This is a genomic window from Acinetobacter sp. CIP 53.82 (assembly GCF_000369465.1).
Lineage (GTDB): Bacteria > Pseudomonadota > Gammaproteobacteria > Pseudomonadales > Moraxellaceae > Acinetobacter > Acinetobacter indicus.
Map to the genome: position 1 here is coordinate 1,854,685 of NZ_KB850046.1, position 20,667 is coordinate 1,875,351.

At 47.7% G+C, this 20,667-nt stretch carries 23 protein-coding genes; 12 read left to right on the forward strand and 11 right to left on the reverse strand.

Annotation, left to right across the window (positions count from 1 at the left end; translation table 11 throughout):
• Positions 1-15 precede the first annotated feature (15 nt).
• Together rpmB and F905_RS14240 are read right to left on the reverse strand one after the other, a co-directional pair.
• Positions 16-252 carry a 50S ribosomal protein L28 gene (gene rpmB / locus F905_RS14235; protein WP_000048256.1) on the reverse strand — a complete coding sequence of 79 codons (237 nt, stop codon included), beginning with the start codon at positions 250-252 and terminating at the stop codon, positions 16-18.
• A gap of 164 nt (positions 253-416) precedes the next feature.
• A complete protein-coding gene (locus F905_RS14240) occupies positions 417-1,880 on the reverse strand; it encodes a coniferyl aldehyde dehydrogenase (protein ID WP_005182115.1) in 1,464 nt (487 codons plus the stop codon).
• Positions 1,881-1,995: 115 nt separating this feature from the next.
• Between F905_RS14240 and F905_RS14245 the strand changes: the two genes are divergently transcribed.
• The 7 genes from F905_RS14245 (at position 1,996) to yddG (ending at position 7,646) form a co-directional block, all read left to right on the forward strand.
• The gene (locus tag F905_RS14245) at positions 1,996-2,706 is read left to right on the forward strand and encodes a TetR/AcrR family transcriptional regulator (RefSeq protein WP_005182118.1); all 711 of its coding nucleotides are present in this window, start codon (positions 1,996-1,998) and stop codon (positions 2,704-2,706) included.
• Between the two features lie 70 nt (positions 2,707-2,776).
• On the forward strand, positions 2,777-3,643 hold the full coding sequence (gene purU / locus F905_RS14250; protein ID WP_005182122.1) for a formyltetrahydrofolate deformylase: 867 nt from the start codon (positions 2,777-2,779) through the stop codon (positions 3,641-3,643).
• Between the two features lie 206 nt (positions 3,644-3,849).
• Positions 3,850-4,635, forward strand: coding sequence for an energy transducer TonB family protein (locus F905_RS14255; protein ID WP_005182125.1), 786 nt, complete (start codon positions 3,850-3,852; stop codon positions 4,633-4,635).
• A 20-nt stretch (positions 4,636-4,655) separates the two neighbouring features.
• Entirely contained in the window at positions 4,656-5,279 is a 624-nt protein-coding gene (locus tag F905_RS14260) for a MotA/TolQ/ExbB proton channel family protein (protein WP_005182127.1), read from the forward strand.
• Complete coding sequence (locus F905_RS14265; RefSeq protein WP_005182129.1) at positions 5,279-5,683, forward strand: ExbD/TolR family protein; 405 nt, start codon at positions 5,279-5,281, stop codon at positions 5,681-5,683. Before F905_RS14260 ends, F905_RS14265 begins: the two co-directional genes overlap by 1 nt.
• A 158-nt stretch (positions 5,684-5,841) precedes the next feature.
• A complete protein-coding gene (locus tag F905_RS14270) occupies positions 5,842-6,756 on the forward strand; it encodes a DMT family transporter (protein WP_005182130.1) in 915 nt (304 codons plus the stop codon).
• Complete coding sequence (yddG, locus tag F905_RS14275) at positions 6,756-7,646, forward strand: aromatic amino acid DMT transporter YddG (protein WP_005182131.1); 891 nt, start codon at positions 6,756-6,758, stop codon at positions 7,644-7,646. Before F905_RS14270 ends, yddG begins: the two co-directional genes overlap by 1 nt.
• 43 nt (positions 7,647-7,689) lie before the next feature.
• On the opposite strand, the gene F905_RS14280 is transcribed toward yddG, so the two are convergent.
• Entirely contained in the window at positions 7,690-8,937 is a 1,248-nt protein-coding gene (locus F905_RS14280) for a YihY family inner membrane protein (RefSeq protein ID WP_005182132.1), read from the reverse strand.
• Between the two features lie 112 nt (positions 8,938-9,049).
• On the opposite strand from F905_RS14280, the gene wrbA reads away from it, so the two are divergent.
• Positions 9,050-9,646, forward strand: coding sequence for an NAD(P)H:quinone oxidoreductase (gene wrbA / locus F905_RS14285; RefSeq protein ID WP_005182133.1), 597 nt, complete (start codon positions 9,050-9,052; stop codon positions 9,644-9,646).
• Positions 9,647-9,944: 298 nt separating this feature from the next.
• On the forward strand, positions 9,945-10,127 hold the full coding sequence (locus F905_RS14290; protein WP_005182134.1) for a hypothetical protein: 183 nt from the start codon (positions 9,945-9,947) through the stop codon (positions 10,125-10,127).
• Positions 10,128-10,184: 57 nt separating this feature from the next.
• Here F905_RS14290 and F905_RS14295 read toward each other — a convergent pair whose 3' ends face one another.
• From F905_RS14295 to F905_RS14310, 4 genes are all read right to left on the reverse strand, one after another.
• Positions 10,185-10,565, reverse strand: coding sequence for a hypothetical protein (locus F905_RS14295; RefSeq protein WP_005182135.1), 381 nt, complete (start codon positions 10,563-10,565; stop codon positions 10,185-10,187).
• A gap of 217 nt (positions 10,566-10,782) precedes the next feature.
• Positions 10,783-11,358, reverse strand: coding sequence for a xanthine phosphoribosyltransferase (locus F905_RS14300; RefSeq protein WP_005182137.1), 576 nt, complete (start codon positions 11,356-11,358; stop codon positions 10,783-10,785).
• An 89-nt stretch (positions 11,359-11,447) separates the two neighbouring features.
• The gene (locus tag F905_RS14305) at positions 11,448-12,161 is read right to left on the reverse strand and encodes a DUF3108 domain-containing protein (protein ID WP_005182145.1); all 714 of its coding nucleotides are present in this window, start codon (positions 12,159-12,161) and stop codon (positions 11,448-11,450) included.
• Between the two features lie 153 nt (positions 12,162-12,314).
• Positions 12,315-12,998 carry a hypothetical protein gene (locus F905_RS14310; RefSeq protein ID WP_005182147.1) on the reverse strand — a complete coding sequence of 228 codons (684 nt, stop codon included), beginning with the start codon at positions 12,996-12,998 and terminating at the stop codon, positions 12,315-12,317.
• 239 nt (positions 12,999-13,237) lie between these two features.
• Between F905_RS14310 and F905_RS14315 the strand changes: the two genes are divergently transcribed.
• Positions 13,238-14,116, forward strand: a complete 879-nt coding sequence (locus F905_RS14315) for an energy transducer TonB (protein ID WP_005182159.1) — start codon at positions 13,238-13,240, stop codon at positions 14,114-14,116.
• Here F905_RS14315 and F905_RS14320 read toward each other — a convergent pair.
• From F905_RS14320 to miaB, 4 genes are all read right to left on the reverse strand, one after another.
• Complete coding sequence (locus tag F905_RS14320; protein WP_005182163.1) at positions 14,113-14,403, reverse strand: antibiotic biosynthesis monooxygenase family protein; 291 nt, start codon at positions 14,401-14,403, stop codon at positions 14,113-14,115. The genes F905_RS14315 and F905_RS14320 overlap by 4 nt on opposite strands.
• A gap of 88 nt (positions 14,404-14,491) precedes the next feature.
• On the reverse strand, positions 14,492-14,974 hold the full coding sequence (ybeY, locus tag F905_RS14325; protein ID WP_005182166.1) for an rRNA maturation RNase YbeY: 483 nt from the start codon (positions 14,972-14,974) through the stop codon (positions 14,492-14,494).
• Between the two features lie 19 nt (positions 14,975-14,993).
• Entirely contained in the window at positions 14,994-16,067 is a 1,074-nt protein-coding gene (locus F905_RS14330) for a PhoH family protein (RefSeq protein ID WP_005182169.1), read from the reverse strand.
• Between the two features lie 41 nt (positions 16,068-16,108).
• Positions 16,109-17,563, reverse strand: a complete 1,455-nt coding sequence (gene miaB, locus F905_RS14335) for a tRNA (N6-isopentenyl adenosine(37)-C2)-methylthiotransferase MiaB (RefSeq protein WP_005182171.1) — start codon at positions 17,561-17,563, stop codon at positions 16,109-16,111.
• A 260-nt stretch (positions 17,564-17,823) separates the two neighbouring features.
• Here miaB and F905_RS14340 point away from each other — a divergent pair, with 260 nt between their 5' ends.
• Both F905_RS14340 and F905_RS14345 read left to right on the forward strand, forming a co-directional pair.
• Positions 17,824-19,800, forward strand: coding sequence for a lytic transglycosylase domain-containing protein (locus F905_RS14340; protein ID WP_005182175.1), 1,977 nt, complete (start codon positions 17,824-17,826; stop codon positions 19,798-19,800).
• Positions 19,801-19,875: 75 nt separating this feature from the next.
• Positions 19,876-20,529 (forward strand): ribonuclease T2 family protein, encoded by a 654-nt coding sequence (locus F905_RS14345; protein ID WP_005182188.1) that lies wholly within the window; start codon positions 19,876-19,878, stop codon positions 20,527-20,529.
• The last annotated feature ends 138 nt before the right edge of the window (positions 20,530-20,667 follow it).

Sequence of the window (20,667 nt, forward strand, 5' to 3'; positions counted from 1 at the left end):
GTCCTGACTCCTTACTTAGATCTTTTGACCTTGAGCACGTAGGTCAGCAACAACCTTTTCAATGCCCAATTTGTCGATAATACGCATACCTTTAGTGGTTAAACGAAGACGTACAAAACGTTTTTCGCTTTCTAACCAGAAACGGTGGTGGTGCAGGTTCGGCTCGAACCGGCGCTTAGTTTTGTTGTTGGCGTGTGAGACGTTGTTACCAACGACTGGACGCTTGCCGGTAACTTGGCAAACCTTAGACATGGTGTAACTCCATTGATTTAGCCAACAGCAAATCTGTATGGCCAGTCAAAAATAAACGGATGAATTCATTCAAGGGGCGTTTTATACCAAAAATGCGCTTAAAAGACAAGCGATTTTCAGGAAAACGCAGCATGAGCCATGCTAATAGCTCATGCCTTGATCATTTAGCGAAGAAGCATCTTTGAAATTAGTCTGTGAATCGGCTTATTGAACGGCGGCAGGATGTATTTCAAGCTATACAGCTTCGGATTAGACATCACCGAGCGTTCATGCGACAAACTGAAGAATCCTTCGGGACCATGATATTTGCCCATCCCTGACGCACCGACACCACCAAATGGTAAGTCATCCTGTGCGACATGGGTCAGTACCATGTTTTGTCCGAAATGCCCTGAATGGGTACGCTGTGCGACATAGTCGGCACGCGCCTGATCAAAGTCGAAGTAGTATAATGCAAGTGGACGCGGACGGCTATTAATAAACTCGATTACATCATCAATTTGTTCATATTCCATGATGGGCAGCAGTGGTCCGAAAATTTCCTCTTTCATGATGCGCATTTCGGTGGTGACCCCGGTCAGTACGGTCGGAGCGACTTTGCGTACATCGTCCAGCAGTTCATTTTGCGGATTGATTTCAATCAGTTGGGCGCCCTGTTCACGGGCATTGTCTAAATAGCCCTGCAGCCGGTTGTACTGCTTGTCATTAATAATGGAGGTGTAATCCTGATTGTCGCGCAGACTTGGATACATCTGCTTAATATATTGTTCATAATGACCCAGGAATTCGGCGGTTTTGCCTTTAGGCAGGAACATATAGTCCGGTGCCACGCAGGTCTGTCCGGCATTCCAGAGTTTACCAACCGCAATCCGCTCGGCAACATCGGCCATATCACTTGATGGATGTACCAGCACGGGCGATTTACCGCCCAGCTCTAAAATCACCGGCACCAGATTTTCGGCTGCCGCCGCCATCACGGTTTTACCGACATTGGTCGAACCGGTAAAAATCATTTTATCGAAGGACAGATGACTAAAGGTATCGGAAATCGCACCGCCGCCGGTAATGACCGCCACCAGTTCCTGCGGGAAAGCTTCAGCAATGGCATTTTCCAGCACGCGGCCAAAATGCATCGAGGCACTGGAAATTTTAATCATGGCGTGGTTGCCGGCTGCTAAAGCGCAGATTAACGGACCGACCGACAGTAACAGCGGATAATTCCACGGTGCAATAATGCCGACCACACCCAAAGGCTGGTATTGCACCCAGGCTTTGGCCGGCTGATGAATAATTCCGACATGTCGCTTGGATGGTTTCATCCAGCCACTGAGGTTTTTGCTGTAGTATTTGATATGTTCAAGGCAGGTGAGTAATTCGCCAATTTTGGTCTCGCCCATCGAACGGTTACCATAGTCTTCATTAATTGCTTCGGCAAACTGATCCTGATATTTAACCAGCACCCGTTTTAACCGTGCCAGACGGTCAATCCGTTCTTTGGCGGTTGGCAGCGGATAGCGCTGATAGGCGTATTTCTGCAGGGCCAGAACATCATGTAAACGTTGTGCATCAAGGTTATGGGGCGTGCTGTCGGGAGTGGTCATCGAAGTTGTTTTTGTTTGACTGTTCATGGCGTGTTACCATTCGATTGAATCAATTAATTTAGTTTTTAGAGTATTTACTCTAAATAGTCAAGTTACTTTATCTGTTAGTTTCTTAACAGTTTGAAAGAATGGTTACTTTAGGATGTCACACTCGAAAACGGTGAAAACCAAAGAACGTATTTTGCAGTTAAGCCTGCAACTTTTTAATGAACGTGGCGAACGTGTCGTGACGACCAATCATATTGCAGCTGAATTGGGCATGAGTCCGGGTAATTTGTACTATCATTTCCGCAATAAAAACGAAATTATTAAAGAGCTGATGGAGCAGTATCAGGCCGAAACCCTGAGCATGCTGGCCTTGCCAGATGACCGTCCGCTGGATGCCAACGATAAGATTCATTACTTTCAGGTCCTTAGCAGCCAGTTATGGAACTACCGCTTTTTGCATCGGGATGTCTATCATCTGGTGGAAAATAACGAAGATTTCCGCAAAATGTATCCGCGTTTTGCCGGACAGGTGATGCAGCAGGGACAAAAAATTTATAAAGCTTTCGTGGAAGCCGGTTTAATGGAAATGACCGACTCGGAAATTGAAGCCTTAATTATTAACCTGTGGATTGTGCTGACCAACTGGACCAACTTCCTGTATATGTCGGGGCATATTACCGACTCGAATACGCTGGAAGAGAAGTGGGTCTGGCAGGCGCTGCGTCAGATGGTATTCCTGGAAGGGGCGTATTTGCGTGGTGAAAGCCGTCAAACCTATGAAGGCCTGTTACAGACCCTGGGTTCATCGGAACTGTTTGCCAGCTTATCTTCAAGCAAGAATACAGAAACTGATTCCCCTATTTAGTCTGTTAAGGAAACGCGCTAGAATAGCCGGCTTATTTTTTCAATTTAACTGATTAGTGATATAAACCAACATGAATATGACGACTGCGAATACTGCACGTTTACTGATTACTTGTGAGGATAAGCCAGGTATCGTGCAGGCTGTATCGAGCTTTTTGTATCATCAGGGAGCAAATATTACCGCACTTGATCAATACGCGACTGAAGCTCAGGGCGGGCGTTATTTCATGCGCGTTGAATTCGAGCTGGATCATCTGCAAAGCCGTCGTGAAAGCCTGATCCAGACCTTTGCCAGCAATGTGGCCGAGCGTTATGAAATGCAATGGCGTCTGGCCTTGGTGGCCGATGTGAAAAAGGTCGGTATTTTAGTGTCTAAAGTCGATCATGCCTTGCTGGAACTGTTATGGCGTCATGCGCGTGGTGGTCTGCCGTGTGAAATCACCAAAGTGGTGTCGAATCACGAAACTTTACGTGAAGCGGTTGAGAACTTCGGTATTCCATTTGAAGTGGTGCCGGTTAACAAAGAGAACAAACGCGAAGCCTATGCCAAAATTGATGAATTGATGCAGGGCAATGATGTACTGGTGCTGGCGCGTTATATGCAGATTCTGGATGAAGAATTTGTCAGCAAATGGGAAATGAAAGTCATCAATATTCACCATTCTTTCCTGCCAGCTTTCGTTGGCGCCAATCCGTATCAGCAAGCCTATGACAAAGGCGTGAAACTGATTGGGGCAACTGCGCACTATGTGACCGCAGATTTAGATCAGGGCCCGATTATCGAGCAGGATGTGGAGCGTGTTAGCCACGATTTTACTGTCGAGCAGCTGCGTGAACTGGGTCAGGATGTGGAGCGTAACGTGCTGGCGCGTGCAGTGAAATGGCATCTGGAAGACCGGATTATTGTCGATGGCAATAAAACAGTGGTATTCCAATAAGTTGTTGTGAATCACCAGATTTAAAGGCATACTTTTAGTATGCCTTTTTTATTGATTATTTGAAAAAGCCATTAAAATAGCCAAATTAATTGTTGCAAATGAAAACACTTCTCATTTATCATTGCGGTACTTTAATTGTGCTAACCGATGAGCTTGATAGGTCAAATCTGAAACTGGCTATCATCTCTTTAAGGTAACTGAGTTTAATGAGTCCATCTTCTACTCCCATGATGCAATCTTCTCATCCCATGAAAAAGAAAGTGCTGTCTGCACTGGTGGCCGTGGTTATTGGCCATATCGGGGTGTTGTGGGCGGTTAGCCAGATGGAATCACCGGAACTGAAACCGATTGACAAGGAGCCGCTAAAAGTCCGCTTTGTCAAAATTCAGGAACCACCAAAACCTTTACCGCCACAACCAAAAGCAGAACCAAAACCGGCACAGCCTAAGCCACCAGAAGTCAAAGAAGTGAAAGTGGTTGAAAAACCATTGCCACCACCACCGAAAAAAGTAGAAAAAGTCCAGCAGGTGAAAAAGGCCGAAGCGCCAAAACCTGTGGTCAAACCGGTTGAGCCAACGCCGCAGCCAACCCCAACGGTTACCACCACGGTTTCTGAAACCAAAGTGGTGAAACCGGCACCGCAACCGGTGGTACAGCCTGCGCCAGTAGCGCCGCCTGCACCGGCTGTGCCAGCAACCAAATCGGTATCCATTGGGGGTTCGGGCGTGCAGTGGAGCCGCTCACCAAAACCATCGTATACCAACCGAGATTTACAGGGTGAAACCCGTAGCGTGGTGGTCTTAATTGAAGCCAATGAAAAAGGCTCAATCACCAGTGCGCGGATCACCCGTTCAAGCGGCATTGCTGCTTTAGATGAAAAGATTTTACGCGCTGTGCGTAGTGCAAAATTCAAACCGTACAAGGAGAATGGCGTTGCTTATCCAATTCGTGCCGAGCAACCCTTTGAATTGACATTGAATCCTAACGGCTAACTTTAATCAGGAGTTCGAGTATGAACTTTTCAGTTTATTGGCAACATGCAGATGCAGTCAGCAAAACACTGTATTTCGTGTTACTGGCAATGTCGATTGCGACCTGGACAATTTTTGTGCTGCGTCTGATGGGCACCCGCCAACTTAAACAGCAAGCCTATGCTCAACTCGCTCAAGCGCTGAACAGCCTGAAAGCCAAATTTGCGCCTTTAAGTTTTGAACAGCGCAAGGCCGTGGCAGAGCAGGCGCTGTTACGCCAGATTTCGGCAGAAAAAGCCTCTGCAGAAAAAGGCGTATCGGTACTCGGAACTATTGCATCGCTGGCACCGTTTGTCGGTCTGTTTGGTACTGTATGGGGGATTTTCCACGCGCTGGTAGCGGTGGGTAAAAGCGGTCAGGCTGGCCTTGCTCAAGTGGCGACGCCTGTCGGTGAAGCACTGATCATGACCGGTTTTGGTCTGGCTGTCGCAATTCCAGCAGTTATTGCCTATAACATCTGTAGCCGTTTTAACCGGACCTTGTCACATGAGCTGCAAGATCATGCACACAACCTGTTAATTGACACCATGCTACAGCAGGATTCTGCGACCGCTCAGGCTGAAGTGAAAACTGCACAGCAAGGTTTAGTGGGAGGTCAAGCTTAATGGCATTTCAATTGGGTGAAGACAACGATAGCGGCATGAATGAGATGAACCTCATTCCGCTCATCGACATTATGCTGGTCTTGATGATCATCTTCCTGGTGACAGCGACCGTTGCCAACCCATCAATACCATTAACCTTGCCAGAAACCACGGCAGAAATTATTGATCCACCACCACAGGCGATTACCGTTAGCATTAATGCTTCGGGTGAAGTGGCCTGGGATGATCAGATCATCAGTCTGGATGAGCTGGAAAACCGTTTAAATGCGGCAGGCGAGCAGGAACGTAAGCCAACGGTACAATTACGTGCCGACAAAGATGCCCGTTATGATACCGTTGCCCAGGTAATGTCACGTGCGAGTGAAGCCGGACTCAGTGATATTGCCTTTGTCAGCGATAACTAAACGTGACAGGCCAGACTCAGGACGACCCATCACGGGTCGTTTTTTTATGGCAGCTGTTTCTGTGTAAATTGCAGGAAAAGCGTGCAGCACATATTTTAAATGCCTGCCAATTCAATTAAGGTAGGCTAGGGAAAAACGAGAATTTTCAAGGAATTTTGGTGAAACAACGACAGGCACTGGATGCCAGAGCAGCCAGCATAATGTTTGTGCTGTGTATTTTCTGGGGACTGCAGCAGGTGGTGCTGAAAATTGCCGCGCCTGATATTTCACCGCTAATGCAAATGGCGCTGCGTTCCGGGATTTCTGCGCTGCTGGTCTGGCCGTTAATCCGGCTGGCTCAAGGTGTGCATTTATGGACACCGACGTATTTGTATCCGGGCTTGCTGGTCGGGCTGCTATTTGCCGCCGAATTTTTTATGCTGGCTGAAGCCATCCGCTTTACCTCGGCCTCCCATACCGTGGTGCTGCTGTATACCGCGCCAATTTTTGTAGCTTTAGGCCTGCACTGGAAGCTGCCCAGTGAACGGCTTTCCCTGCTGCAATGGAGCGGTATTCTGCTGGCTTTTCTGGGCATTGTGGTGACTTTTTTGGGGCGTGACAGTCAGCTCAGTGCCGCAACCAGTTCCATGCTCTATGGCGACTTTCTGGCTTTATGTGCCGGTATTTTATGGGCGGCCACTACCATAGCGGTGTGCTTAACCCCGCTGGCCGAAGCACCAGCCACCCAAACCTTATTCTATCAGCTGCTGGGCGGTTTTATCGTGCTATTCCCTTTGGCCTACTGGTCCGGACAGGCGGTGGTGCACTGGAGTCCGGTCGCTATTGGCAGCCTGTTGTTTCATGCCATTCTGATTTCTTTTGCCAGTTATTTAATCTGGTTCTGGTTACTGAAAAACTATCTGGCCTCACGCTTGGGGGTATTTTCTTTTTTAACCCCATTATTTGGGGTGCTGTTCGGCGTGTGGCTGCTGGGTGAGCAACTGGAACACAGCTTTATTATGGGTGCTATCCTGGTGATGCTGGGCGTGGTTATGGTCAGCGCACAGGGCTGGTTCAAGCGGCGCGTGGCCTGATGCTGAGCCAAGCACAACGCTTTACTGCACTGGGCTTGAGCTCACTGCTGATCTGGGCCAGTCTGGTGGGTGTGGTCAAGCTAATTAGTGAGCAGCTCAGTCCGGTGCTGGCACTTGCGCTTATTTATAGTGTCAGTGCGCTGGTGATTCTGCTGCACCAAGGCTGGCCCAAACTTAGCCAGATGCCGAAAATCTATCTCTGGGGGAGTGGGGCGTTATTTGTCAGCTATGAAATTCTGTTCCTGCTGTCGATTGCCTTATCGACACAGCGCGAACAGGTGCTGATGATTGCCATGATTAATTATCTGTGGCCGCCGCTGAGTATTGTGCTGGCGATTCTGGCCAAACAGCTGCATTATCACTGGGCGGTAATTCCAGGCTTTGTGCTGGCCGTACTGGGCTTGATGCTGGTGGTCAATCCGGAGATCTGGAACATGTCCCAGCTCTGGAGTGTATTGGCGGAAAATCCGTTGGCTTATAGTCTGGCATTTTTAGCGGCCTTGTTATGGCCCTGCTACGGGGTGCTGACCCGGGCCTATGCCCAAGGCAGCAATGCAGTGTCGCTGTTTTTTGTGGTGACTGCGGCTTTGCTGTGGGCGCTGCATGTAGGACTGGATGAGCCATGGCAATGGCCAAGCCTTTCGCTATGGGGATGGATTGTGCTGGCCGGTGCCCTGATTGGGATGGCCTATCATAACTGGAACCAGAGTATTCAGTTTGGTCGTATTCAGCTGCTAATTCTGGCCACCTATTTTATTCCGGTGCTGTCTTCATTGATCTCGATGTGGCTGTTGCAGCTACAGCCTGGCTGGGTGTTCTGGCTCGGCTGTAGTCTGGTCAGTCTGGGTGCGCTGATCTGCTGGAAAAGCACCAGCGAAATTTCCGCTTAGCTGGCGCTTATTTCCCGGCCTTAAAGATCAGCAGGTGCTACCTCTATTTTTCTTCAAAAATTTTCGAGAGTGGAATCGACAGCTTGGCTGCCAGATAGTCATCGGCTTCAATCAGCGCCGGTCCGAGTTTCTGCATCCATTCATCATCCGGATGAATATTGCCGACATCTTTGCGCTGTGGTAGAGGATAAGGCAGCTGGGTATAAAAACTCCAGAAATTGACCTGCGATAAATTTCGTACCAGCACCAGTTCATCGTTATCGGTGCGTTTAATCAGGTTTTGCTGCTCCAGCATCCAGATATAATTCGGTAAACGGCCAATTTCATCGCGGCCCAGTACTTCCAGTGCTTCCTGCTCGGTCACGCTTTCGCCTTTTTTCTGTTTTTGATAAAACAGCTCCAGCAGGTCCAGCAGCATAATCATCGGATGGCGTTTCTGGTCTTTGCCGGAATTAAAAGCGGTGAGGGCAAAGCTGATTTCCACGCCCAGCAAAATAATATTCCACGACAGAAAAATCCACAGCAGGAAAATTGGCACGGCAGCAAAGGCGCCATAGACAATTTCATAACTGGTGAAATTCGACATGATAAAGCCGAACAGGTTTTTTAATGCCTCAAATACCACCGCACTAAAGACGCCGGCAATCAGCGCGGCTTTAATTGGTACATTGCGGTTGGGAATGGTCCAGTACAGAATAAAAAAGCCGACAATGGTCAGGGAGAAGGAAATAATCCACAGAATAAAAGCGCCGTTGACCTCATAACCGGCAAAGTTATTGCTCAGCACATTCATCGAGGCAACGGTAGATGACAGCACAAAGGCGCTGCCAAGTAAAATCGGCCCTAGCGAAATAATGGTCCAGTAGCGCATAAAACCCATAATCCCGCCGCGGGTTTCTTTCACTCGCCAAATCCGGTTAAAGGCAGTTTCGATACTGGTCAGCATCAGCACGGTGGTAATGAACAGGAACAGAATCCCGATAATGGTGAGATTGCTGGATTTATCGGTAAAGGCATTCAGGGCCTTATCAAAGGCGATGGTGGTTTTGGGCAGAAAGTTGCTGTAAATCAGCTGCTGTAACTGCTGACGCGCCGGTTCTAAAGCTTTAATCGAGGAGATGATGACCAGAAAAACCGTCAGCATTGGCACCACCGCAAACAGTGTGGTATAGGTGAGCGAGCCGGCCTGTTCACGACAGCGGTCTGCTTCAAAACGGCGTAATACAAACAGCACGAATTGAAACCACTGGTGGTCATAAAAGGGCAGCTTTTTTAAATACTCAACAATCATGCGGCTAAAGTCTCGATTTTTTTAGTGATCTTTCTGTGTTTTCCTGTGCCAGCTTAACCAAAAATACAGCAAAATACCGTATAGTTTTCTTTTTTACTCTACAGATAACATTATGCAACCCTATGTTTTAGTTCTGTATTACAGCAAATATGGCAGCACCCGTGAAATGGCCCATCTGATTGCCAACGGGGTAGAGGCAGCAGGCGTAGCGGTAAAAATACGTACAGTAGCGAATATTGCCGCGGTGGTCAAAACTGCCGAGCCGAGTATTCCGGCCGAAGGTGATATTTACTGTAGCCTGGATGACCTGGCCAACTGTGCTGGTCTTGCGCTTGGTTCGCCGACCCGTTTTGGCAATATGGCCTCGGAAATGAAATTCTTCTGGGATCAGACCACCAGTCTGTGGCTGAGCGGCGCCCTGCATGATAAACCGGCCTGTGTATTTACTTCATCGGGTTCACAGCACGGTGGGCAGGAAAGTACTTTGCTGACCATGCTACCGCCGTTATTTCATCATGGCATGATGATTATGGGACTCAGCAATGCCCATCCGGCTTTATCCAATACCAAAACCGGCGGCACGCCTTATGGTGCGTCGCATGTCAGTGGCCCGCGTCATGACCAGAGTTTAAGTCAGGATGAAAAGAAACTTTGTGAAGCGCAAGGATTACGTTTAGCAGATGTGGTGAAAAAACTGCACAGCGCTTAAAAAATAGCTTTAAAAAAAAATAGCAGCAGCAAGGCCAAAACAGCGCTCAGATCCGTTAATGGCTTTCTGCTGTTGATGCCGCTTTTTTGATTGTTAATTTAAATGAATTTCATGTGAAAATGACTGCTTCTGGTGATTTTGGCCACCCCGATTCGGCGTCTAATAGTCTTTCTATACACAGCCTATGCTGTGACGGTTCTCTCCCTATTCATGATCGGTTGGGTGCTTTCCTGTGGAGGAAAAGAGCACCTTGCCGTCATGCACACTGAGAAAAATCCAAACTACTGAGGAATACGAGATGAAAATGTGGTTCGTTATGGGATTCAGTGTGCTGAGTCTAAGTCTGGTGCTGTCCAATGCAGTAGCAAGCGTGGTGCATCATCCGGATTATCCTGAAGAAAAAGCACAAACCAAAGCCAAAGATCAGGCCAGCTCAAAAGAGCCAGCGGCGACTGAACAAGACGCCCCGACACAGAAGTAATGTATGCGGTGCTCCGTTGGTGAGCTCGCACCCTCCATCGACCTCACCTCAAAGGTGTTAGAGTTTTTCTTTAAAGCGGTGTTTGCAGTTGAGGCACTGAAAATCCAGGAAGATATTCTGGTCCACAATGACCCCGGCTTTTTTACCAAAGCGATGACCCAGAAAACCGCCGGTAATGCCGACACTAATTGCACCCACAAAGGTACCAATGGTACCGCCCATAATCACCCCCAACGGTCCGGCCACGGTGCCTATGGCAGCGCCTAAAGAGGCACCGGAGGCGGCCCCGCCGACAGTTCCGGCTGCTGTTCCGGCTGACCCGAGCAATACTCCGCCAATTTTTTGTAAGTTTTGTTCATGGTTGCGCTTTTCAACCTGATTTGAGCCACATTTCGGACAGACGATACTGTGTTCCATCAACGGATTGTCTTGTGTCATGAGTGTAGAGTGCCTTCTAAAAATGCTGGGTCAATCCAAAGAGCCAATAGCTTAGGACAAAAGGCGTTAGCTGACCTTGGTCAAAACGCTCAGAATTTGCCGTTAGGCTTATGCTAAGCCATTCGGTCTGGAGCGTGGTAGAGAATTTTGTAAATCACATCGCCATAAAAAAAAGAGCACCTGAGTGCTCTTTTAGATATAAATTGCAGACAAAGTCTTAGTCGCGAACAAATTCAACCGTACCATTGGCCAGTGACTTCACACGCGCCAGAGATTCAACCCGGTAGCCTTTTTCCAGGAGTAGGTCACGACCTGGCTGGAAGGATTTTTCAATCACAATACCAATACCGACCACTTCTGCTTGGGCCTGATGAATCAGGTCAGCCAGACCTAAAGCCGCCTGACCATTGGCCAGGAAGTCATCAATCACCAGTACTTTGTCGCTTGAGCTGATGTGCTTGTTTGAAATCGCGATGGTGCTTTCGACCTGTTTGGTGAATGAAAACACTTTAGAGCGATACAGGTCATCTTTTAGGGTTAAAGACTGATATTTACGTGCAAAAATCACGGGAACGCCCAGCTCTAAACCTGCCATGACTGCCGGTGCAATACCTGACGCTTCAATGGTAATAATTTTGGTGATGCCGGCATCTTTAAACAAACGCGCAAATTCTTGACCAATTTGCTGCATCATGACCGGATCAATTTGATGGTTTAGGAAAGAATCGACTTTCAGAACTTCTTCAGACAGAACGATACCTTCAGCTAAGATTTTCTGTTCTAGTGCGTGCACGGGAGAATCCTCAACAGCAGGTGCTTTTTAAAGCAAAAGCGTATTTTAAAAAGCACCTGAAAAAATGCAAGCAAAAATCGAGAAAATGATTAACTTGTTGGGCCTTTATAGCCGGTTAACAGCAGGCCATAAGAGTTCTTCTTGTCCAGATGGGTCACTTTTACCGGTAAGTAGTCCAGTTTTGGCGCTAACCAGAAAATGGTTTCACGGCCCGGCTTGTCATGCTTAATCGCCACTTTAATGGTGTCAAAGGTGCCATAATTGGTTTTTACGCTTTCACTGCCTTGGCGTACAAATTTACGTGCTTCGACCTCCTTGGCATCGGCCAGGTAATAGGTCGATTTGAGCGAACCATTTTTTAAGTCTTCACGAATCTGCAATTCGGCATTTAGCTCATCGAGTACACCGGCTTTCCAGGCAAATGAACGCGACTCTTTGTCTTTTTTGGTATTAATTTTTTTCGCAGCCGGATTAAAGTGAATACTCATGGTGTTGTTATGAATCAGGATTTTGCTGCTGCGGCTAAAGCTGGAAGAACCAATTTTGCCATTTTCAAAGGTGAAGCGGCTGGTTTCCGTGGCCGAAGCAATCCCGCCGGCTTTGGCAGCAAAAACATAGTTCCACTGATTGCCGGATTTGCTTAAGGTTCGGGTCGCAGAGCCAAGGTTTTTGCCGTTATAGCTGAACTGATAACTGGCTTGGAATGGACTCATGGCAAAAGTCTGGTTTGAGAACCCTGCAAATAACAGTGCAGTCGAAACTCCCGCTGCCATGCCCATCGTTTTCAATACGTGTTTAGCCATAAGTAAATTGTTTCCTATTGCTGTAAATAAGCGCACATTGTGCTTTGTTCTATTATGCGCTTGAATGATGAAGAGAAAATTTGCAAATATGCACTTTATGTAACGCTTGTGTAGCAATCCTGATCGGCATCTGCAATCTCTCTGTTTGAGCTTTTAGCTCTTTTTCTGTTTGATGGGCGTCACTTCTGTGGCCGTTTGTGCTTCTTCGGCTTCTTCACGATCGCGATCTTCAGCAATTTTTCGAAATAGGGTGGTTAGGTTAACATTGCCCATGACCACCAGTTCGGCTTCACGCAAAACTGCATGATTGACATGCACTTTGCCCAGAGTGTCAATGATCGAGCGGTTCTTGCCCAGCCAGCGGTTCAGGTCTAAATGTAATAGATCATCTTTGACCTTAATCACATTCAGTTTTTCCAGAATCATGCCCAGTGGATCTTTGTTCAGCACTTTCTGATAGAAGAACAGCGCAAACCGCACACCCAGCTTATGCAGGATACTTGGATATTTGGCTTCAATCACCTGGGTATCACTAATCTGTTCAAATACAATCAGCTGGACATTTTTATTCAGTTCCATCTGCACCAGTTTCAAATCTACCGACAAAGTAATATACAGCCCGTTGTAGTCCAGGGTCGCATACAGACGCAGCCAGTCGTCATGTAAATCGGCATGTAAGTTTTTCAGCATTTTGACATTGTCGGTGACAAAGCGCTGAAAGGTCGCATTCAGAAAAACCTGAGACATTGGAAATTCGCGCTCATCTTCAATAAATCCTTCAGCCTTCTGATACATCTGACGTAAACGTTTTGAAATGAGAGAGATAAGAGGGGACATACAGGGCATTCCAATGGGTTAATCTTTATTAACTTTGCAGAGATCTTGTCGAATTGTATTAAAAATACGCCAATTGAAGCTTGCAGTTTAGCAAAATAAACTGCACCATTTTCAAGATTTTATTTATCGTGACACGACATGTTGACGGGTGTCTCGCTTTTTTTCAAAAGTAAAAACCAGTCTTATTTTATCTCGTTTTATACGATTTGGGGAATCCGCGATTTTGTCGGATTAATGTGATGTTAAAGAAATTTCATTTTGCACCTTTGACGCAGCAGTGGTGGAAAGATCCACTATTTGGCACCGTACTGACGCTGGCGGCACTTTCGCATCTGGCTGTGTTAACGGTGCAATTTGTCATGCCACAGCAAAGCGATGCCGCGGTCAAGGAAATTGCGGTCAGCTTAAGGCCAAGTGCCACCGAAATTAAGGACGCCGACTTTTTAGCACAGGCCGATCAGCAAGGTTCTGGCACCTTCCGGGAAGCGCACCGCATGTCCAGCGATATGCCCGCACCAATGATTGAACAGAGTGCCGGTGATCAGCAGCTGGAAAGTCTGGAGCGTTTGCAGCAGCAGCGTGAACTGAGCTTTGAAGAAAAAGTGCTAATGACTACCTTAAGCTGGCAAAAGCAGGCGGCGGAAAACCAGCGTAAAAAAGCGCTAGAAGAATTGAACAGCCAGTTTCAGGCCAAAGCGGCGATGGTGGCCAGTCTAGAAGCGCAGTATTTACAGCGTCAGCAAAATTTTAGCCGTCAGCAGAAAATTAAAACCGTAGATGGAATTCAGGCCAAGCAGGATGTCGCGGCCGGTTATCTGGAAAAATTCCGTCAGAAAGTCGAATTTTATGGTAATCGTTATTATCCGGAAGCGGCCAAGCAGCAACAGCTGGCCGGTGAAGTACGTTTAATGGTGATTTTAAATGCCAACGGCGGGATTCGCGCGATTCGTTTAATTGAAAGCTCGGGACATGCCATGCTGGATGAAGCTGCCAAGGCTTCTGTGCGTAAAGCTGCTCCTTTTGGTGCCTTTGATGCCAAGATGAAAGATATTTCCGAGCTACGCATTATCCGGACCTGGCGTTTTGACCCGGCTGAGGCGGAGTTTGAGGTGCGCTAGCGTTTGTAGTGACGTAATACTTCACAAATTTCAACACTGAAATTTTCATACCAAGTGTTATGTCCGAGTTGTTGTGCGACTTGGTGTTCCGCATCTAAATGCCAAGCGTGTATATCTGAAAGATCATGCCAATAGGATAGGGCGATTTCAGATAAACCTTCTGTTAATGCTTCAAAATGAATGCAGCGGAATTGGCTTAAGGCTTTCTGACGTAACTGCTGTGCTGTGGAAAAATACAGAGGATCAAGTGTTTTAATTTTCGCTTTAAAAATAACAACGTATTTCATGATTGTGGCTTATCTATTTTTATTCATCTCATCATAAAATAAACCCTATAAAAAAAGCGAGCCTAAGCCCGCTTCTTCATTTTTTACTTTAATCGCGTTCTAAATACGGGTTTTCAAAACCGAGCTTATCCAGAATTTCAATTTCAATGCCTTCCATTTCTTCAGCATCTTCATCTGAAGTTTCATGGTCATAACCCATCAAATGCAAGGTGCCATGCACTAGCATATGGGTGAAATGGGTTAGCGGTGCTTTGCCTTGCTCATTCGCTTCGCGTAGCACCACCGGAATACAGATCACTAAATCCCCAATGGGGAAGGCATCAAGAAATTCGGCCATTTCATCGGGCAGTTCACTTGGGAAAGACAGCACGTTGGTCGGTTTGTCTTTCTGGCGATATTCCAGATTCAGTTTATGGCTTTCTTCATTGTCGACACAGGCGATCCCGATTTCACAGTCACTTTGGGTGCCAATATGTCGCAAGGTGGTTTCTACAACTTTTTTGATATAGCCACGTTTCAAGACCAGTTCAGGGGCTTGAACATCCTGTTGTAGAGAAAGACTCAGTTTCAAAATATATCCTTAGATCAGTTTAGTCCTGCGCATCGGCCTTGGCATCGTTTTCTGCAATCAGCGCTTCCTGACGGGCTTTGCGTTCGGCACGGGCTTCTGCACTCAGACGTTGTTGCTCACTGTCCCAGCCTTCGTAGGCTTCAACAATTTTCTGCACCAGTTGATGACGCACCACATCACGTGAATGGAAACGGGTAATATGAATTTCCTTGACGTGCTCCAGCACACGCAGGGCATGCGCCAGACCAGACTGCTGACCACGCGGTAAATCGACCTGAGTCACGTCACCGGTAATTACGGCACGTGAGCCAAAGCCCAAACGGGTCAGAAACATTTTCATCTGTTCTGGTGTGGTGTTCTGCGCTTCATCCAGAATCACAAAAGAATGGTTCAGGGTACGACCACGCATATAGGCCAGCGGCGCGACTTCAATCACCTGACGTTCAATCAGCTTGGCGACTTTTTCAAAGCCGAGCATTTCATATAACGCGTCATACAGCGGGCGCAAATACGGGTCAATTTTCTGGGTTAAATCACCCGGCAGGAAACCGAGTTTTTCACCGGCTTCAACCGCAGGGCGAACCAGTAAAATCCGCTGGATTTCATTACGCTCCAGCATATCGACGGCTGCAGCTACCGCCAGGTAGGTTTTACCGGTTCCTGCTGGGCCAATCCCGAACGAAATATCGCTTTGTAAAATACGCTGCACATAACGTTTCTGGTTGGCACCGCGCGGGTTAATCCGGCCTTTGCGGGTCTGTAACCAGACCGCATCTAAACCGGTATGTTCCTGCTCTTCATCAATCTGCAATTCACGGTCAGTCTGGCTGCCCTGAATCATCATGTGTAAGGTGTCGGCACTAATCTGGCTGGAATTTTCCGATTCTTCATATAAACGCTGAAGCAAGAGCTCGGCTCTCTCAACTGCATTTATTTCACCATCAATAAAAAAGGCATCACCTCGATGAGAAATTTGCACATCTAGACGCTGTCCAATCTGTTTCAAGTGGCCGTTATAAGCACCGAGCATGCTTTTGAGACGTTCCATTGAAATGCCAGGAAAATTTACTGTACGTCGAATTGCTGCAGTCAAGAGAATTCCTTATTCAGAAGTAGTCGTATTGTTCCCTTACATTACGCCACGTCTGGTTCAAGATTCAAGAGTTCACCATAAACTAAATTTAAAGTTTTAATCTCGGTAATCTCAATCTCCGCAAAGCGTCCGACCCAAGCCGGATCACCAATAAATGTTACCAAACGTGTATTGTCCGCCGTGCCGACCAGTACATTCGGATCTTTGTTCGACACGCTCTCAATTAACACACGTTGCACGGTGCCGAGCATGGCATCAGTTTTGTCAATACTGGACTGTTTAATCCATTGCTGCACTTTGGCCAGACGTTCTTTTTTGACATCTTCCGGGGTGTTGTCCGGCAGTTCAGACGCCGGCGTGCCCGGACGTTTTGAATAGACAAAGCTGTACGAATGGTCGAAGTCCATATCCTGAATAAACTGATAGGTTTCTTCAAAGTTCTCGTCGGTTTCGCCCGGGAAGCCAATAATAAAGTCAGAAGACAAATGCATGTCCGGACGCACTTTACGTAACTTGGCAATTTTTTCGATGTAAACATCAATGGTGTGGTTACGTTTCATGGCCTGTAATACATCATTGGAGCCACTTTGTACCGGCAAGTGCAAATGCGACACCATTTGTGGCAAGTCGCGGTAGCATTGAATCAGGTCATCATTAAATTCTAGCGGATGCGAAGTGGTATAACGTAAACGGCCAATCCCCGGAATTTCGGCGACCAAACGCAACAGGTCAGCAAAGGTACAGATGTTGCCGTCAAAAGTTTCACCGCGGTAACCATTCACGTTCTGACCGAGCAGTGAAATCTCACGCACACCTTTTTCTGCTAAACCGGCAATTTCCGCCAGTACGTCATCGAGTGGACGTGAAACTTCTTCACCACGGGTATAGGGCACCACGCAGAAAGAACAGTATTTGGAACAGCCTTCCATAATCGACACAAAGGCTTTAAAACCTTCGACGCGCGGTTCTGGCAGGAAGTCGAATTTTTCAATGTCCGGGAAGGAAATATCCACCAGCTTGATTTTTTCTTTTTTCGGTTTTTCAACCTGATCATTATGCTGATCCAGCATTTGTGGCAAACGGTGCAAGGTTTGTGGGCCAAACACCATGTCGACATACGGCGCACGTTTTTGAATATTGTCACCTTCCTGAGAAGCAACACAGCCACCCACGCCAATCACCAGATCCGGATTTTTTTCTTTCAGTTTGCGCCAGCGGCCCAGTTCCGAGAACACTTTTTCCTGTGCCTTTTCGCGGATGGAACAGGTGTTCATCAGCAGGATATCGGCATCGGCCGGATTGCTGGTCAGCACATAGCCGTGAGAATCGCCTAAAAGGTCTGCCATACGATGACTGTCATACTCATTCATCTGACACCCTTGCGTTTCGATGTACAGCTTTTTCACTGAACCGTCGGCTGGGGTGTGCTGTGGCTGGGTAACAGTGTTTTCTGAGGCAGCTTTGGCACCATTTGGAATGAAGGTTTGAACCGTCATGTAGGCTCCTGAAGGATAAAATCGAGATCGTCCGTTCTGAAATGTTTGAACGGCAGAGGTGATAGAAAAACGCGTATTTTAACAGGAACTGGGTATAAACTTATAGCCCTAAATGAGGGAAGCAGAAGATTGATTTATCAATTAAAATTGTTCGAAAATTAATATTGTTTAATCATGAGGTTACATAACACAACAATTGAGGTGTTTGAGAATAATGAAACTGTTTTAGTATATTGCGGTAAGAGAGGAGAGGCGAAGTAATGACTGAAAATAGGCACATGCGCACATGGACTGAAAAGAAAAGAATTTTTTGCAAAAAGCTTGTGTTAGGTTTGGCATCACTGAGCATTTTCCCAACCTTGTACGCAGCCGAAGAGCAGTTTAATGATGCGCTGCGGGCAGCCAATGCCAGTAACCTCTCTTTATTGCAGCAATATCAAAGTGCCATGCAAAATGATGTGCTCGGCTATTATCCGGAATACTGGATTTTAAATACCAATCTGGCCACTCAGTCACCCGCCTCGATTGTGCAGTTTGCCCAGCGTTATCCACAGTCGGCCATGGCAGAAAAACTGGCCGCTGACTATGTCGAAGAAAAAGTCAAACAGGCCGATTTTAGCAATGCTGTATCAGTGCTGCCGTATGTGACCAATGCCGACCGTGCCGAAAGCTGTGCCGTGGCGCAGGTGCGTGCCCAGTCGGGTGATCCGCTGGTTTTTGCCGAATTTAAAGATGTCTGGCTAACCACCAATTCGCAGCCGGAATCCTGTACCGGTCTGGGCCGGATGATGTTATCCAGCCCACTGATGACCCAGGAAGATAAACAGCAGCGTTTGTGGGTGCAGCTGCGTGCCGGCCAATCCGGACAGGCGCTTGCCACTGCACAGGGACTAGGTTTAAACCTGAGTCTGTCACAGCTGAACAGCATTCAGGCCAACCCGCTTAACTATTTATGGTCTGCACCAAAAGCCAGTGCTGAAGATCAGGCTTATCTGATTTATGCCTTGGGCCGCCTGGCCGATACCGACCTGAACTCGGCTCTATCTGCGGTGAAACGTGCTGCAGAAGGTACCCCGCAGTCGGTGCAGCGCGCCTTGTATCGTGCTGTGGGCTATATTGGCGGCACCACCGTCATGAAGAACAATTTTAACCGTGAAGTACTGAATGCGCTGGATGCCAGCTATGGACTGCCATTTAGCCCGGAAGAAGCGGAAATTTATGCCCGTCAGGCGATTCGTTTTGGTGCCTGGGAAAGTGTAATTCGCGCGATTGATGCCATGAGCGTGTCGCAAAAGCAGGAAGACCGCTGGCAGTACTGGCTGGCGCGTGCCTCTGAGCAGCGTGGCGATGCCACTTCAAAACGCAGTGCTGACGCGATTTATAAACGTTTGGCTCAGGGTGATGATTACCACAATTTGCTGGCCAAAGATCAGCTCGGATACAGCTATTCTTCGATTCCTGTGAGCCGTGAGCCAAGTTCGCAGGATATGCAGCGTTTAAATCAGGATATTCACTTTAGACGCGCCTTTGCCTTGCGCCAGATTAATGCACCGGCCAGTTATATTAACCGTGAATGGAACTGGGCTGTGCGTCAGGCCTATTTAAAACATGATGATGGCCTGTTGTTGGCTGCGGCTAAACGCGCCACCGATATGGGCTGGTATGACCGGGCCATTTATGCGGCAGACCGCACCACCAAGCAGCATAACTATCAGTACCGTTATGCTATGCCGCACAAGAATTATGTGGTCAGCCACAGCCAGAACGCCGGGATTGATCCGGCTTGGGCCTATGGCCTGATGCGTCAGGAAAGCCGTTTTGTGACTACGGCGCGTTCGCATGTCGGGGCGGGTGGTTTAATGCAGATTATGCCGGATACCGCGCGTTTAATTGCCCGCCAAATGGGGGAAACCTATAATCCGGCGGCACTCACCGATATGAATACCAATATTCGTTATGGCACGTTTTATCTGTCGACCATCCAGGGTCAGCTTAGTAATAACTCGGTTTTAGCAACTGCGGGCTATAATGCCGGGCCAAACCGTGCCCGTCGCTGGCAGCCTGAATTTCAAAACATGGCAGCGGATCAATATACCGAATCCATTCCGTTGCTGGAAACACGCGATTACGTTAAACACGTCATGACCAATGCCACGCACTATGGATTATTGCTGGGTCAGGGCGCGCAATCAATCAGTAAACGTATGCAGCAGATTCCAATGCGCAATACGCAGTAAACAAGATGGGGTGTCTCCTGCATGGATGCAGGAGGATGGGACTCAAAACGACACGAGAAGGTGCTAAGTTTGAGAATGAAGAAATTGACAGCCGGGGGGCAGCCAGCGGGAATCCTCATTCTGATTTCGGGTGGGGCGGGGGTATTGCTCAGTAGTGCTGCATGTGCTGCCACGGTGCAGGGCTATGTCATGGATGTACAAATGACACCCGCCGCGTGCATGTTTGACAGCAACCGCGCCAAGCAGCGGAAATGCCTGCAAGGCTACTCGCTGAATATTACCGGGCTGTATCCGGAAACCTCCCGTCGTGACTGCGAAACCAGCTCTTCAGCCAAACTGTCTCCCATTCAGGCCAAAGTGGTGGCACGGGTCATGCCCGATGAACATGCCCGGGTGCAATTGTGGCAGGGTATTGGTGGCTGCGTACCGATGAATGCCAGCCAGTATTTCCGTACCATCATTAACTATGCCGACCGGCTGAAAGTCCCGGCGGTGCTGACCGGTCAGGAAACTACCGTGGTGCAGCAGAATGAACTGAACCGGCTGTTTATTCGCCTGAATCCGGGCATGCATTCCAAGAGCATTCACTTTCAGTGCACTTCGCATCAGGCCAAAAGTTATTTAACTGAATTGAAAATCTGCTATAGCCCGAATGGGCGCTATAAACAGTGCAGCAGTAGCGTGGAAACCCAGTGTCCATCGGCCTTTATTATTAAAGGTTCATACTAAAACCCGACGTTTTTCGGCATTTTATTTATATTTCCTATCAGACTTTTGTTGAAATCCATAGCCTTTTACATGCATCTGACAAAGGATTGGAGTACAATCTTTGCCGTTTATGATTATTAAGATTAGATAGAACAGCTA

What these genes read in the sequence shown, in the direction of transcription:
- rpmB (WP_000048256.1), bottom strand. Translation starts at nt 252, where the DNA reads ATGTCTAAGGTTTGCCAAGTTACCGGCAAGCGTCCAGTCGTTGGTAAC.
- F905_RS14240 (WP_005182115.1), bottom strand. Translation starts at nt 1,880, where the DNA reads ATGAACAGTCAAACAAAAACAACTTCGATGACCACTCCCGACAGCACG.
- F905_RS14245 (WP_005182118.1), top strand. Translation starts at nt 1,996, where the DNA reads ATGTCACACTCGAAAACGGTGAAAACCAAAGAACGTATTTTGCAGTTA.
- purU (WP_005182122.1), top strand. Translation starts at nt 2,777, where the DNA reads ATGAATATGACGACTGCGAATACTGCACGTTTACTGATTACTTGTGAG.
- F905_RS14255 (WP_005182125.1), top strand. Translation starts at nt 3,850, where the DNA reads ATGAGTCCATCTTCTACTCCCATGATGCAATCTTCTCATCCCATGAAA.
- F905_RS14260 (WP_005182127.1), top strand. Translation starts at nt 4,656, where the DNA reads ATGAACTTTTCAGTTTATTGGCAACATGCAGATGCAGTCAGCAAAACA.
- F905_RS14265 (WP_005182129.1), top strand. Translation starts at nt 5,279, where the DNA reads ATGGCATTTCAATTGGGTGAAGACAACGATAGCGGCATGAATGAGATG.
- yddG (WP_005182131.1), top strand. Translation starts at nt 6,756, where the DNA reads ATGCTGAGCCAAGCACAACGCTTTACTGCACTGGGCTTGAGCTCACTG.
- F905_RS14280 (WP_005182132.1), bottom strand. Translation starts at nt 8,937, where the DNA reads ATGATTGTTGAGTATTTAAAAAAGCTGCCCTTTTATGACCACCAGTGG.
- wrbA (WP_005182133.1), top strand. Translation starts at nt 9,050, where the DNA reads ATGCAACCCTATGTTTTAGTTCTGTATTACAGCAAATATGGCAGCACC.
- F905_RS14290 (WP_005182134.1), top strand. Translation starts at nt 9,945, where the DNA reads ATGAAAATGTGGTTCGTTATGGGATTCAGTGTGCTGAGTCTAAGTCTG.
- F905_RS14295 (WP_005182135.1), bottom strand. Translation starts at nt 10,565, where the DNA reads ATGACACAAGACAATCCGTTGATGGAACACAGTATCGTCTGTCCGAAA.
- F905_RS14305 (WP_005182145.1), bottom strand. Translation starts at nt 12,161, where the DNA reads ATGGCTAAACACGTATTGAAAACGATGGGCATGGCAGCGGGAGTTTCG.
- F905_RS14310 (WP_005182147.1), bottom strand. Translation starts at nt 12,998, where the DNA reads ATGTCCCCTCTTATCTCTCTCATTTCAAAACGTTTACGTCAGATGTAT.
- F905_RS14315 (WP_005182159.1), top strand. Translation starts at nt 13,238, where the DNA reads ATGTTAAAGAAATTTCATTTTGCACCTTTGACGCAGCAGTGGTGGAAA.
- F905_RS14320 (WP_005182163.1), bottom strand. Translation starts at nt 14,403, where the DNA reads ATGAAATACGTTGTTATTTTTAAAGCGAAAATTAAAACACTTGATCCT.
- miaB (WP_005182171.1), bottom strand. Translation starts at nt 17,563, where the DNA reads ATGACGGTTCAAACCTTCATTCCAAATGGTGCCAAAGCTGCCTCAGAA.
- F905_RS14340 (WP_005182175.1), top strand. Translation starts at nt 17,824, where the DNA reads ATGACTGAAAATAGGCACATGCGCACATGGACTGAAAAGAAAAGAATT.
- F905_RS14345 (WP_005182188.1), top strand. Translation starts at nt 19,876, where the DNA reads ATGAAGAAATTGACAGCCGGGGGGCAGCCAGCGGGAATCCTCATTCTG.